The following is a 13,624-nucleotide window of genomic DNA, read 5'->3' as shown; positions in this document are numbered from 1 at the left end:
TGAGGCGGGCTAGCTCCGGCCCTTCCAGCGGCCGAGGGTTTCGTCCTTGTAGTCGTCGAAGTAGCCGCCCTCGATGCTGTCGCGAATGCGGTCGACGAGCCGAACCGTGTAGCGCTCGTTGTGGATCGTGCAGAGCGTGGCAGCCAGCATCTCCTTGGCCTTGAACAGGTGGTGGATGTAGGCGCGGGTGTAGTTGGCGCAGGTGTAGCAGTCGCAGGTGTCGTCGATCGGGGTGAAATCGCGGCGGAAGCGCGCGGTGTTGATGTTGAACCTGCCCTCGGCGACATAGATGGCGGCATTGCGCGCGACCCGCGACGGGTTGACGCAGTCGAAGGTGTCCGCGCCGTTCTCCACCGCGGTGAAGATGTCCTCCGGCTCGCTGATGCCGAGCATATGCCTCGGCTTGTGCTCGGGCAGTTCGTCACAGCACCAGCCGACGATGGTGCCGAGGTTGTGCTTCTCCAGCGCGCCGCCGATGCCGTAACCATCGAATTCGCTGCCCTCGGCGCCGCGGATCGTCTCCAGCTCGCGACATGCCTTGCGGCGCAGGTCTTCGTACTGCGCGCCCTGGATCACCGCGAACAGCGCCTGATAGGGACGGTGGGTGCGGGCCGCGGTCAGCTTCTCGTGCTCATCGATGCAGCGCTGCGCCCACTCGTGCGTGCGCTGCAGCGACTTCTCCTGGTAGCCACGGGTATTCAGCAGCGTGGTCAGCTCGTCGAAGGCGAACATGATGTCGGCACCGAGCCGATGCTGGATGCCCATGGACACCTCGGGGGTGAAGCGATGCTTCGAACCGTCCAGATGCGAGCGGAAGGTGACGCCGTCATCGTCGACGTGCGCTAGGCGCTCCTTGCCCTTGGCGATCACGTCGTCGCTCTGCACGTCGACGGCCTCCATGGCCAGCACCTTCTTGAAGCCGACGCCGAGCGACATCACCTGGAAGCCGCCGCTGTCGGTGAAGGTGGGGCCGGGCCAGTTCATGAACTTGCCCAGGCCGCCCGCCTCGTCCACGATGTCCGCGCCCGGCTGCAGGTAGAGGTGGTAGGCGTTGGCGAGCAGCGCCTGCGACCCGAGTTCCTTCATGGTCTCCGGCAGCACCGCCTTCACCGTCGCCTTGGTGCCGACCGGGATGAAGGCGGGCGTCGCGATATCGCCGTGCGGCGTGCTGATCACACCCGATCGGCCGTGCCGCCCCTCGAGGCGGGTACCGACGGTGAACGAGAAATTCGCGGGATCAGACACCCGGACATCCTCTCAGGCTCCGCCGGAAGCATGGCGCCGCGTCCTGGTCAGCCCGGCGCCCAACCGCCGGCCGCCAACGCCCCTCGACCCGGCGGAGAGGCGGTCAAGCGTCTGCGGCGGCTGCGGCGAACTGGGCGTTGTAGAGGCGGTAGTAGGCGCCGCGCTCGTCGAGCAGGCGGTCGTGCGTGCCGTGCTCGACGATGCGGCCCGCCTCCATGACGACGATCAGGTCGGCGTCGCGGATGGTCGAGAGCCGGTGCGCGATCACGAAACTGGTGCGATCGCGGCGCAGTGCGGCGGTGGCGTGCTGGACCAGCAGTTCGGTGCGGGTGTCGACGGAGCTGGTCGCCTCGTCCAGGATCAGGATGGACGGCTTGGCCAGGAAGGCGCGGGCGATGGTGATCAACTGCTTCTCACCCGCGCTGACGCCGGTGCCCTCCTCGTCGATGACGGTGTCGTAGCCGTCGGGCAGCGCGTGCACGAACCGGTCGACGTAGGCGGCGCGCGCCGCGGCGAGGATCTCGGTTTCGCCGGCGTTCGGGTTGCCGTAGGCGATGTTCTCCCGGATGGTGCCCTTGAACAGCCAGGTGTCCTGCAGCACCATGCCGAGGCGGGAGCGCAGGTGATCGCGGGTGATCTCGGTGATGTCGACGCCGTCGATGGTGATGGCGCCCGCGTCCAGCTCGTAGAAGCGCATCAGCAGGTTCACCAGCGTGGTCTTTCCCGCGCCGGTCGGGCCGACGATGGCGACGACGTGGCCCGGCTCCGCGACCAGCGAAAGCCGTTCGATCACCGGCTTTTCCGGTTCGTAGCGGAACGAGATGCCCTCGAATTCGACACGGCCGCGATCGACCGGGCGAGTATCGGCCATCACCGGGTCCGGGCTCTGCTCGTCGGCGTCGAGTATCTCGAAGATCCGTTCGGCCGAGGCGACGCCGGACTGCAGCAGGTTGGCCATCGCGCCGATCTGGGTGAGCGGCTGGCTGAATTGGCGCGAGTACTGGATGAAGGCCTGCACATCACCGAGCGACAGATTGCCCGTGGCCACCCGCAGGCCGCCGACCAGCGCGACCAGCACGAAGTTCACGTTCCCGAGGAACATGATGGCGGGCATGATCAGGCCGGAGATGAACTGCGCCTTGAAGCTCGCCTCGTAGAGGTCCTGGTTGCGCTTGTCGAATTCCTTGCCGACCTCGCGGTTGCGCCCGAACGCGGTGACCACCTCGTGCCCGGTGTAGGCCTCCTCGACCTGCGCGTTCACCATGCCGGTGAACTTCCACTGGTTCACGAAGTGCGGTTTGGACCGCTTCGCGATCTGCGCGGTGACCACGATGGCGGCGGGCACGGTGAGCAGCGCGACCACCGCGAGCAGCGGCGAGATCCAGAACATCATGATCAGGATGCCGAGCACCGAGAACACCGAGACGATCAACTGGCTCATGGTCTGCTGCAGCGTCTGCGAGACATTGTCGACGTCGTTGGTGACCCGGCTCAGCACATCGCCGCGCGGCGCGGAATCGAAGTAGCGCAACGGCAGTCGATGGATCTTGTCCTCCACATCGCTGCGCAGCCGCTTCACCGTGCGGTTGATGACGATGTTGAGCAGGTACGCCTGCAGCCAGCCGAACACCGACGCGCCGATGTACAGCGCCAGCACCAGCATCAGCACCCGGCCGACGGCGCCGAAATCGACGCCGACACCGGGGACGGCGTGCATCGCGCTGAGCATGTCGGCAAAGGTGTTGTCGCCCTTGGCCCGCAGCCCCTCGACCACCTGTTCCTTGCTGGTACCCGGCGGCACCTGCAGGCTCTTGCCGATCACGCCGTCGAAGACCAGGTTGGTCGCCTTGCCGAGCAGATACGGGCCGAGCGTGTTCAGCACCACCGAGACGATGGCGAGCCCGAGGATCAACCCGACGTATACCTTCTCCGGCGCGAGCCTGCGCATCAGCCGCTTCAGCGACGGCGCGAACGACTTCGCCTTGGCATCCGGCGAACCGAGATTCGGGGCTCCTGGCCGCATCAGCGGTTCTCCTCTTGCCGGACGCGGCCGTCACCGTTCGAACCTGGCGTCGCGCGCTTGCCGAGCGCGACACCGGCGACCTCGTCGGCGCCGAGCTGCGAGGCCACGATCTCCTGGTATTCGGCGCATTCGCGAATCAGCTGGTCGTGGGTGCCGATACCGATCATCTTGCCGTCCTCGAGCACCACGATCTGGTCGGCGTTGCGGATGGTGGTGATGCGCTGCGCCACGATGATCACCGAGGCGTCCTTGACTTCCGGCCGCAGCGCCTCGCGCAAGCGGGCGTCGGTGGCCACGTCGAGCGCGGAGAACGAATCGTCGAATACGTAGACCCGGGGCTTCTTCACCAGCGCCCGCGCGATGGCGAGCCGCTGGCGCTGCCCGCCGGATACCGTCGTACCGCCCTGCGCGACAGGTGTTTCCAGGCCTTTGGGCATATCACGGACGAAATCGGCGGCCTGCGCGATCTCCAGGCAGCGCCACAATTCCTCGTCGGTGGCGTCCGGGTTGCCGTAGCGCAGGTTGCTCGCCACCGTGCCGGAGAACAGGTAGGCCTTCTGCGGCACCAGGCCGATCTGCTCGCGTAGCAGCTCGAGGTCGATGTGGCGAACATCGGTGCCGCCCACGTAGATCGCGCCGTCGGTGACGTCGATCAGCCGCGGGATCAGGTTGACCAGCGTGGTTTTTCCGGAACCGGTGGCGCCGACGATCGCGGTGATCGTGCCGGGCCGCGCGGTGAACCGCACCGAGCACAGCACCGGCTTTTCCGCGCCGGGGAAGGCGAATTCGGCGAACTGCACGTCGACCGTCGCCGGATCCTCCTTGAACGGCTGCGGCAATCGCGGTGGCACCACCGAGGATTCGGTGCTGAGCACCTCGCCGATGCGGTCGGCCGATACCGCGGCGCGCGGCGCCATCATCGCCAGGAACGAGGCCATCATGACGGCCATCAGGATCTGCATGATGTAGGACAGCATCGCGGTGAGCGAGCCGATCTGCATCTGCCCGGAGTCGATGCGCTGCCCGCCGAACCAGATGACGGCCACCGCGGTGAGATTGCTGATCAGCATCACCGTCGGGAACATCAGCGCGCCGAGCCTGCCAACGCGCAGCGACGCCTCGGTGAGTTCGGTGTTCGCGACGCCGAAGCGCCAGGTCTCCTGGCGCTCGCGTACGAAGGCGCGCACCACCCTGATACCGGTGATCTGTTCGCGCAGTACCCGATTGACCTCGTCGATCCTGGTCTGCATATCCCGGAAGCCCGGCACCATCCTGGCGATCAGGAACCCCATGGAGATCGCGAGCGCGGGCACCGCGATCAGCAGCAGCCAGGACAGCCCGGCGTCCTGGCGCACCGCCATGATGATGCCGCCGACACACATGATCGGCGCCATCACCAGGATGGTCGCCGACATCACGATGAGCAGCTGCACCTGTTGAATGTCGTTGGTGCTGCGGGTGATCAGCGACGGCGCGCCGAACAGCCCGACCTCGCGCGCGGAGAAGGTGCCGACGCGATGCAGTACCGCGCCGCGCAGATCGCGGCCCGCGCTCATCGCGGCCTGCGCCGCGAGATAGACCGAGATGGCCGAGGCGACGATCTGCACGAGGGTCACCGCGAGCATCCAGAGACCGGCGTTCCAGATGTAGCCGATATCGCCCTTGGTGACACCCTTATCGATCAGATCGGCGTTCAGGCTCGGCAGGTAGAGCATGGAGATCACCGAGATCAGCTGCAGCGCGACGACCCCGGCCAGTTGGGCGCCGTACGGGGCCAGATGGGTGCGCAGCAGTCTGATCAGCATGATGACTGGCAGGCTACCGGCAAACGGTGACAGGCGTCGCGATGTTTCCTGACCTGCATGGATGCCATGTCATCTACGCGCCCACGCGCCCGGATCCTCGGTAAGTGCCTCGACAAAGCCGGGTAGTCGGTTCTCCGCGATGTCCTCGATCGAGACGTTCTCCAGCACCGCACGGATATTCACGCGCAGCGCGATCCACACATGTTGCAGTGGCGCGGCCGCGCCGGGATAGGTCACGTCCTCCGGCCGCTGTCCGCGCACCGAGGCCAGCGGTCCCTCGATCGCACGGATCACGTCGGCGATGGAGATCTCGGCGGCCGGGCGGGCCAGCCAGTAGCCGCCGTCCGGACCGCGCCTGCTGATCACCAGCTCGGCCCTGCGCAGTTCGCCGAGCACGGTTTCGAGCACCTTCGGCGGTATCTGCTGAGCGGCCGCGATGACATCGGCCTTGGTGGTCACCGCGGTGGCCGTCGGATTGCGGGCGCCGTCGAGCCGCGGTGCGCGGGCGATCTCGAGCAGCGTCCGCACCGCGTAATCCACCTTCGCGGTGATATGCACTCACAACTCCCTGAACGTACCGATGACCAGCTCGAATCTACGCGACACGAGCGCGGGCCCGGAGGAGGCCGCCTGCGTAACCACGCAGGGCCCGGGAGTGTCGCCGATCAGGCACAGCGACACGAGCGCTTGCCCGTAGCAGGTGATCACGCGGCGGCGTGCGCGGTGAGCACGCAGATCGCCGAGTCGAGCAGTGTCTTCGCCACCAGATCGTCGTCGGCGCCGGGCACCATCTCCTTGGACACCAGTGCGACACCGAGGATCTCGAGCGCCGCGCAGGCACGCAGGTGCGCCTCGTCGCTGGCGTCGGGTCCGGCGAGCCAGGCGCGCAGCTGCTTGCTCGAATCCATCAGATCCGGATAGCGGTCGGCCATCACGTTGATGATGGCGACGGCGTCGCGCACGCAGAGCGCGCCCGCGTCGCGGTGGCGGATCATCCCGCCCAGATAGTGCTGCAGCACCGCGCGAATGCCCGCGTCGTCGTGGGTGTGCGCGGTCAGATCGTCGACCACCTCGCGCATGTGATCGACGATCGGATCGATGATCGCGACGAGCAAGTCGAGCTTCGAGGCATAGTGATAGTAGAGCGACGCCTTTGTGATTCCCACCGCATCCGCGACCTCGCGCAGGCTCGTTTGTTCGAAACCTTTGCTGCCGAACAGCTTCAACGCGGCGTCGCGTATCGCGAGTTTAGTGCCGCCACCTGCGGCGACGGTATCGGATACAGCACGGACGACCATTAGATGATCCTCTCATCACTAGTGCGCCTAGCTAACGGTGTCGGGAAAATAGAGGTTGTGCCTCCGCTTATCGCCTCGGTAGTCTACCTACCGCACGGTAGGCAGATAGCGTCATGTGGAGGCGGGGCCGAGCAGGGCATCCCCGCGAGAGTGCTGTCTACAGGCTTCGACCCAGCACGTCCCAGTCCTCTCCCTAGGAGAACCCCTCGTGTCCGTTTATCTGTACAGATGGGGAAAGTTTGCTTTCCGCCGGAAGTGGATAGTACTTCCCGTCTGGTTGCTGCTCTTCGTTTTGCTTGCCGGACTTGGCTTTTCACTGAAGAAGCCATCCAGTGACGACTTCACCATGCCCGATCTGCCGTCCGAGCGGGCCACCGAGATCCTCGACAAGCACTTCCCCGGCATGTCGGCGGCATTCAAGCCCGACGCCGTCACGGGCACCTATGTATTCGGCGCACCGGCGGGCCAGAAGCTCACCGACCAGGTCAACCGCGAGGCCATCGACGCGTTCATCGCCAAGCTGGGCGACCTCGACATCGTCGACGACACCAAGCCGTTGACCAATCCGGTGACCGTCGCCGAGAAGATGGGCTGCCTCACCGGCGATCGCACCGACAGCGCCTTCCGCTCGAAGTGCACCGCGGCGCCACTGGACGTACTCAGCACCACCGCAACCGATTCCGTCGCGTTCCTGAGCGTGCCGTTCAAGATCGCGAAGTTCACCGACGTCACCGACGAGAACCGCGCGGCGGCCTATGACATCGCCGGCGACGCGCGCAACTCCGGTCTCACCGTCGAGGTCTCCGGCACCATCGTCACCAAGCAGGGTGGCACCGGCGGCCAGGCCGAAATGATCGGCTACGCGGTGGCTTTCATCGTCATGATGATCGCCTTCGGCGCGCTCATCGCGGCGTTCGTGCCGATCCTCACCGGCGTGCTCGGCGTCGGCGCGGCCACCTCGCTGATCTTCCTCGGCACCGCGGTGATCAACGTGCCGACCTTCACCATGATCCTGGCGTCGATGATCGGCATCGCGCTGTCCATCGACTACGCGCTGTTCATCGTCTCCCGCTACAAACACGAACTGACCGTGCAGGATTCGCCCGAGGAGGCGGCGGGCGTCGCGATCGGCACCGCGGGCTCGGCCGTGGTGTTCGCCGGTATGACCGTGATCATCGCGCTCGGCGGGCTCAGCATCGTCGGCGTCAGCTTCCTGACCTTCATGGGTCTCGGCGGCGCCATCGCCGCGGCCTTCGCGATCCTGGTCGCGCTGACCCTGCTGCCCGCGCTGATGGGCGCGTTCGGCCGCTTCCTGTTCAAGCCGAAGCTGCCGCTGGTGGCCAAGCACGACGCCGAGGACGACAGCGTCGTCAGCAACGGCAAGCGGTTCGCCAGGCTGATCGGCAAGTATCCGGCGGTGGCGCTGGCGCTGAGCGTCATCGTGCTCGGCGCGCTCGCGCTGCCCGCGACCGGACTCAACCTCGGCCTGCCCGGTGAGGACAGCCAGCCGAAGACCTCGACCATCCGCAAGGCATACGACCTGCGCACCGAGGGCTTCGGCGAGGGCAGCAACGGTGTGCTGCAGGTCGTCGCCGACCTCAGCAATGTCGCGCCCGCCCAGCGCGACGCCGCGCTCACCGCGCTGCACGACAAGCTCGCGTCCTACAGCGATATGGACTACGTCACCGCGCCGACGAAGAGCGAGAACGGCGAGGGCGCGCTGATGAACGGCGTGCCGAAGGCGGGCCCGAACAACCAGTCCACCCAGAAGCTGGTGAAGGACGCGCGCGCCGCGGAATCGCAGCTGCGCGAGGACTACGGCATCGAATACGGCATCACCGGCACGACGGCGATCTACGCCGACGTCTCGAATGTGCTGCTGGCCAAGATCGTGCCGTACATGGCGATCGTCGCAGGCGCCGCGTTCATCCTGCTCGTGCTGGTGTTCCGCTCGATCCTGGTGCCGCTGACCGCGGCGCTCGGCTTCCTGCTCTCCATGGCCGCGACCTTCGGCGCGACGGTGCTGATCTTCCAGGAGGGCAAGCTCGGCCTGATCGAGGATCCGCATCCGCTGGTCAGCTTCCTGCCGATCATGCTGATCGGCTTGGTGTTCGGCCTGGCGATGGACTACCAGGTGTTCCTGGTAACCCGCATGCGCGAGGAATTCGTGCACGGCAAGTCGCCGAAGGACGCGATGATCTCCGGCTACCACCACGGCGCCCGCGTGGTGACCTCGGCGGCGATCATCATGATCTCGGTATTCGGCGGCTTCCTGCTCGAATCCGATGTCACGGCCAAATCCATGGGCTTCGCGCTCGCGGCGGGCGTGCTGCTCGACGCGTTCCTGGTCCGCATGGTGCTGATCCCGTCGCTGCTGGTGCTGATGGGTAAGTGGGCCTGGTGGATGCCGAAGTGGCTCGACCGGATCCTGCCCGATATCGACGTGGAGGGCACCAAGCTGCGCGAGCTGCAGCAGCGGTCCGCGCCGACGCAGCAGATCCCGGTCAGCGTCGGCTGACAGGCCGCACGGCCGTTCGGCCCCGCACCTTCGGGTGCGGGGCCGACTGCGTTTCCGGGGCCGAATCACTTGATCTTGTAGCTACTACACAGCAGACTCAGAAACTGATCCGGGCTTCAGCAGGCCGCACGGTATATAGGCCATGGATGCGCGGAGACGTACAGACCGACAGCACGACCCCGGCTACCGCTAGGAGAATCCTGTGTCCGTCTATCTGTATCGGTGGGGAAAGCTGGCCTTCCGCAACAAATGGATCGTGCTGCCCGCCTGGCTGGTACTGCTCGCGCTGCTCGGGGTGCTGAGCGCGGTGCTGCAGAAGCCGATGAGCAACGATTTCAGCATCCCCAATCTGCCGTCGGAGCGGGCCAACCACATCCTGGACAAGCACTTTCCCGGTATGTCGCAGGGATTCAGCTTCGACGCGGTGACCGGAACCTACGTGATCGCCGCGCCGCCCGGCCAGAAGCTCACCGATCCGGCGAACGAGGCGGCCGTCGCGGCGCTGCTCAGCAAGCTGGCCACGCTCGACATCGTCGACCCCGCCAAACCGCTGGTCGATCCCATCACCGCCGCCACCGAGATGGGCTGCCTCGACGGCGACCGCGGTGCGCCCGCGTTCATCTCCAAGTGCAGCGGCGCACCGCTGAACGTGCTGAACAGGACCGATCCGGATTCGGTTGCGCTGGTGAATGTTCCGTTCACCATCAAGGGCGTCACCGATGTCACCGCCGAACAGCGCAAGACCGCGTACGACGCGGCCGACAGCGCGCGCCAGGCCGGGCTCACCGTGGAACTCGGCGGCAGCATCGCGATGGAGCAGCAGCAGCCGAGCGGTCAGTCCGAGCTGATCGGCATGGGCGTCGCGCTCATCGTCATGGTCATCGCCTTCGGCGCGATCGTCGCGGCGTTCGTACCGATCCTCACCGCGCTGGTCGGGCTCGGCGCGGCCATGTCGGTGATCTTCATCGGCACCTCGATCATGTCGGTGCCGAGCTTCACCACCTTCCTCGCCTCGATGATCGGCATCGCGCTGTCCATCGACTACGCGCTTTTCATCGTGTCGCGGTACAAACACGAACTGACCGTGCAGGATTCACCCGAGGAGGCGGCGGGCACCGCACTCGGCACCGCCGGTTCCGCGGTGGTGTTCGCGGGCATGACGGTGATCATCGCGCTGGTCGGCCTGAGCATCGTCGGCATCCGCTTCCTCACCTTCATGGGCCTCGGCGGCGCCATCGCGGCCGCGTTCGCGGTGCTCACCGCCATCACGCTGATGCCTGCGCTGCTCGGGGCATTCGGCCGATTCCTGTTCACGCCGAAACTGCCCTACATCGCGGCGCACGACCCGGAGGACGACAACTTCGTCACCAACGGCACCAGGGTCGCCCGCGCCATCGCCAAGGCGCCCGTCGTCACGCTGGTGCTGAGCATCATCGTGCTCGCACTGCTCGCCGCGCCCGCGCTGAACCTGAATCTCGGTCTGCCCGGCGCGGATTCGATGCCGAAGAGCACGAGCATCCGCAAGGCGTACGACCTGCAAACGGCCGGCTTCGGCGTCGGCAGCAACGGCACGCTGCAGGTGGCGGTCGATCTAACCGGCGTCGCGCCGGAGCGCAGGCCCGCCGCGCTTGCGGCACTGCGCGACAAGCTCGCCGCCTCACCGGATATGGACTACGTCACCGAACCGAAGATGAGCCAGGACGGCGCGGGCGCACTGCTGGAAGCCGTGCCGAAGACCGGTCCGAACGATCAGACGACGAAGGATCTGGTGCGCGACGCCAGGGACGCCGAGGGCTCGCTGCACACCGAATACGGCATGGAATACGGGATCACGGGAACCACCGCGATCTACGCCGACGTCGACCACGCGCTGCTCAGCAAGATCCTGCCGTACCTGGCCATCGTGGCGGGCGCGGCGTTCCTGTTGCTGATCGGCGTATTCCGTTCGGTGCTGGTGCCTTTGACGGCGGCGCTCGGCTTCCTGCTCTCGATGGCGGCGACCTTCGGCGCGACCGTGCTGGTCTTCCAGGAGGGCAAGCTCGGCCTGATCGACGACCCGCGGCCCATCGTGAGCTTCCTGCCGATCATGTTGATCGGCTTGGTCTTCGGGCTCGCGATGGACTACCAGGTATTCCTGGTATCGCGCATGCGCGAGGAATACGTGCACGGCAAACCGCCGACCGAGGCGATGATCAGCGGCTATCACCACGGCGCCAGGGTAGTCGCCTCCGCGGCCATCATCATGATCTCGGTGTTCAGCTCGTTCATGCTCGAATCCGACGCGACCGCGAAATCCATGGGTTTCGCGCTGGCGGCGGGCGTGCTGTTCGACGCGTTCATCGTCCGGATGGTGCTCATCCCCGCGCTACTCGTGCTGATGGGCAAGTGGGCGTGGTGGATGCCGAAGTGGCTGGACAAGATCGTGCTCGACATCGATGTCGAGGGCGCGAAGCTGGCCGAGTTGCGCGATCAGGCCCGGGCGCAAGTTTCTGTCGGCCATTGAGCGTCAGCCTTCGTCCCCGCCCGAAATCGGGTGGGGGCGAAGGTTTTCTACGGCTACGGCTACGGCTACGGACTCGGCTGCGGCACGTTGCAGTCGTTGATCTTGGGGTTGACGCCCATGTAATTGAGCGGACCCGCGAGTACCGTCACCGCGATCGTGCCGAAGCCCGCGCAGTTCACCGGGCCGCTGTCGAAATAGTGACGCTGGCCCGCGGCGACAACGCCGATCACCAGCCAGATCAAGACAATTACGCTGCCGATTCGCATTCCTACACCCTCGCGGACCATGATGCCTTCGCGTCCTTCCGAACTCGTCTCTTGTTCGGCGGATACCCAGGAACGCACGGTTCACCCGGCGGTCACGGACTCGGCTGCGGCAGCTCACAATTGCCGAGCTTCGGGTTCACGCCCATGTAGTTGAGCGGTCCGGAGACGATGGTCAGCGTGATGTTGCCGAAGTTGGCGCAGGTGATCGGCCCACTGTCGAAATAGTGGCGCTGGGCCGCGGCGATGAAGCCGACCACCAGCCAGATCAGGAGAAGCACGCTCCCCGTCTTCCCGAGTTTCATGGCCGTCTCCCGCATCGTTGCCGGGTGTGTCTTGTTCCGGCGATTGTCCCATCGCGGGCCACCCGTACCGAGGCGTTCGACCAATACCGCCGCGCGCCGCCGCGGTGTGGCGTCAGCCGGCTTTGATGACGACGGTCTGCATGATCTTGTCGGCGAAGGTTTGCCGTTTGGGATCCCAGAGCGGCCACAGCCAGCCGATGTAGCAGGCGAGGCTGTCCACGATATGACAGAGCTCGCGGACGATGGCCATGCCGAAACCTACTGTCCGGCCGTCGGATTCGCGGAGCAAGCGGATGTCGAACATCTTCTTGCCCGGGGTCTGGCCCGTCACGCCCTCGCGATAGAGAAGGTACAGGCGGATCGCGAGGGAGACGATCGCCGCGAGGACGAACAGGATCACCGCGGCCACGGGGAAGTTGTCCGTGGTGCAGGTTTCGGTGGTGTAGCCTGCGGGATCCTGTTCGCGCGTGCAGTCCAGCGATTGGACCAGGATGACGGCGCCGATGCCGTACAGGATTCCGGCGGGGATCACGACGATGATCGCGTCGATCAGGCGGGCGAGGACTCGGGTGCCCCATCCCGCGTAGGGCAGTGCCGGTGGCGCACCGTAGCCCTGCGGATATCCCGGTGCCGAGGGATTTCCCGGCGCGGGCGGATACCCGGGCGGCGGCGTCCACTGGCCTTGCTGCTGGGCGTACGGGTCACTCGGCTCGGTCGGGAAGGTCATCTGCGCGTCCTCCGCCTCGACGGCTCGTCACCGTCGACGAACCTACTGGTCATCAACATAACCCGAGGTCAGGGCGCCGCCCGGCGAATCGCCGGTGGCGTCGCGTGTGGCCTCGGCCGGCGGCCACACGCGGGTGCCCGGCTATCGGTGGCGGGTGATTACGACGGGTTTGATGTCGGTGGGCACATTCGCGAAGGCGGATACGGGGATGCCGAAGGAGGCGGCGAGGACTTCGCGCGGGATGGAATTGAGGGTGGCGACGATGCCGATATCGTCATTGGGTTCCTTGGCGCTGGTGTTGAAAACAACCAGGACGTCCAAAGCTGCTTCGGTGCTCGCGTTTTCGAAATAGTGGAAGTACCCCTGCGGTGCGAAGACGAGATCGCCCTGCTCGGCTTCGAAGACATCGTTGCGGTAGCTGCCGTCGGGGTGGGTGCCGAGAATGGTCCACTTGGCCTTGCCGGAGATGATGAAATTCAACTCCCAGGCGCTCGGGTGCCAGTGCGGTTCACGAATGCCGCCCACTTCGAGGTGGACGAAGTACACCGAACCCTTTTGTCCTTGCAGGACAGGGAAATTGTCCTCATTGGCGCCCTGGAGGTAGCCGCCGTCGAAGTCCGACCGCTCCGCGGCTTTCAGCTTGAACAGATGCGACCGCTCGTTGAGATTGGTGTCGAGCGCGCCCTCGGTACCGATCGCGGGCGGCGCGGCAGGCTGTGCCGCCGCCGCGCCGATCAGCCCGCCGCCGAGGGCGGCCACCCCCACCGCGGCGACGCCGGTGCCGAGTAGCACCCTGCGATCCACGGCTTGATTGTTGTTGTCCTGCTTCGCATTCGAGTCGTCCGACATGTCGTGATCCCTCCTGATGCTCCACACTTAGTTAGCTAATCTAAGTTTCACGGTAGCGCCGCTCTCGCATACGCAACCAGATGGCGCT

General features: G+C 65.9%; 10 protein-coding genes and 1 pseudogene. 2 read left to right on the top strand and 9 right to left on the bottom strand.

Annotation, left to right across the window (positions count from 1 at the left end; translation table 11 throughout):
- Positions 1 to 9 precede the first annotated feature (9 nt).
- From tgt to ACIG5A_RS14340, 5 genes and pseudogenes are all read right to left on the bottom strand, one after another.
- Positions 10 to 1,245: a tRNA guanosine(34) transglycosylase Tgt gene (gene tgt / locus ACIG5A_RS14360; RefSeq protein ID WP_397240673.1), complete on the bottom strand. Its 1,236-nt coding sequence runs from the start codon at positions 1,243 to 1,245 to the stop codon at positions 10 to 12.
- A gap of 103 nt (positions 1,246 to 1,348) precedes the next feature.
- Positions 1,349 to 3,268 (bottom strand): ABC transporter ATP-binding protein, encoded by a 1,920-nt coding sequence (locus tag ACIG5A_RS14355; protein WP_397240672.1) that lies wholly within the window; start codon positions 3,266 to 3,268, stop codon positions 1,349 to 1,351.
- Positions 3,269 to 3,348: 80 nt separating this feature from the next.
- Positions 3,349 to 5,073, bottom strand: a pseudogene (locus ACIG5A_RS14350) (ABC transporter ATP-binding protein); the annotation flags it as partial.
- Positions 5,074 to 5,142: 69 nt separating this feature from the next.
- On the bottom strand, positions 5,143 to 5,631 hold the full coding sequence (locus ACIG5A_RS14345) for an RrF2 family transcriptional regulator (protein ID WP_397240671.1): 489 nt from the start codon (positions 5,629 to 5,631) through the stop codon (positions 5,143 to 5,145).
- A 146-nt stretch (positions 5,632 to 5,777) separates the two neighbouring features.
- Complete coding sequence (locus tag ACIG5A_RS14340) at positions 5,778 to 6,371, bottom strand: TetR/AcrR family transcriptional regulator (protein WP_397240670.1); 594 nt, start codon at positions 6,369 to 6,371, stop codon at positions 5,778 to 5,780.
- Between the two features lie 208 nt (positions 6,372 to 6,579).
- On the opposite strand from ACIG5A_RS14340, the gene ACIG5A_RS14335 reads away from it, so the two are divergent.
- On the top strand, positions 6,580 to 8,889 hold the full coding sequence (locus ACIG5A_RS14335; protein ID WP_397240669.1) for an MMPL family transporter: 2,310 nt from the start codon (positions 6,580 to 6,582) through the stop codon (positions 8,887 to 8,889).
- 202 nt (positions 8,890 to 9,091) lie between these two features.
- Complete coding sequence (locus ACIG5A_RS14330) at positions 9,092 to 11,392, top strand: MMPL family transporter (RefSeq protein ID WP_397240668.1); 2,301 nt, start codon at positions 9,092 to 9,094, stop codon at positions 11,390 to 11,392.
- Between the two features lie 65 nt (positions 11,393 to 11,457).
- On the opposite strand, the gene ACIG5A_RS14325 is transcribed toward ACIG5A_RS14330, so the two are convergent.
- The 4 genes from ACIG5A_RS14325 to ACIG5A_RS14310 all read right to left on the bottom strand — a co-directional run bounded on the left by ACIG5A_RS14325 (position 11,458) and on the right by ACIG5A_RS14310 (position 13,536).
- Complete coding sequence (locus tag ACIG5A_RS14325) at positions 11,458 to 11,658, bottom strand: hypothetical protein (protein WP_397240667.1); 201 nt, start codon at positions 11,656 to 11,658, stop codon at positions 11,458 to 11,460.
- Positions 11,659 to 11,750: 92 nt separating this feature from the next.
- Positions 11,751 to 11,960 carry a hypothetical protein gene (locus ACIG5A_RS14320; RefSeq protein WP_397240666.1) on the bottom strand — a complete coding sequence of 70 codons (210 nt, stop codon included), beginning with the start codon at positions 11,958 to 11,960 and terminating at the stop codon, positions 11,751 to 11,753.
- 112 nt (positions 11,961 to 12,072) lie between these two features.
- Positions 12,073 to 12,687 carry an RDD family protein gene (locus tag ACIG5A_RS14315; RefSeq protein WP_397240665.1) on the bottom strand — a complete coding sequence of 205 codons (615 nt, stop codon included), beginning with the start codon at positions 12,685 to 12,687 and terminating at the stop codon, positions 12,073 to 12,075.
- 141 nt (positions 12,688 to 12,828) lie between these two features.
- Positions 12,829 to 13,536, bottom strand: coding sequence for a cupin domain-containing protein (locus ACIG5A_RS14310; RefSeq protein WP_397240664.1), 708 nt, complete (start codon positions 13,534 to 13,536; stop codon positions 12,829 to 12,831).
- Positions 13,537 to 13,624 lie beyond the last annotated feature (88 nt).

This window comes from Nocardia sp. NPDC052566 (assembly GCF_044547285.1).
Lineage (GTDB): Bacteria > Actinomycetota > Actinomycetes > Mycobacteriales > Mycobacteriaceae > Nocardia.
This window is presented reverse-complemented; position numbering and strand designations above follow the sequence as displayed.

Coding starts and splice junctions, on each gene's coding strand:
- ACIG5A_RS14355 (WP_397240672.1), bottom strand. CDS start 3,268: ATGCGGCCAGGAGCCCCGAATCTCGGTTCGCCGGATGCCAAGGCGAAG.
- ACIG5A_RS14340 (WP_397240670.1), bottom strand. CDS start 6,371: ATGGTCGTCCGTGCTGTATCCGATACCGTCGCCGCAGGTGGCGGCACT.
- ACIG5A_RS14325 (WP_397240667.1), bottom strand. CDS start 11,658: ATGCGAATCGGCAGCGTAATTGTCTTGATCTGGCTGGTGATCGGCGTT.
- ACIG5A_RS14320 (WP_397240666.1), bottom strand. CDS start 11,960: ATGAAACTCGGGAAGACGGGGAGCGTGCTTCTCCTGATCTGGCTGGTG.
- ACIG5A_RS14315 (WP_397240665.1), bottom strand. CDS start 12,687: ATGACCTTCCCGACCGAGCCGAGTGACCCGTACGCCCAGCAGCAAGGC.
- ACIG5A_RS14310 (WP_397240664.1), bottom strand. CDS start 13,536: ATGTCGGACGACTCGAATGCGAAGCAGGACAACAACAATCAAGCCGTG.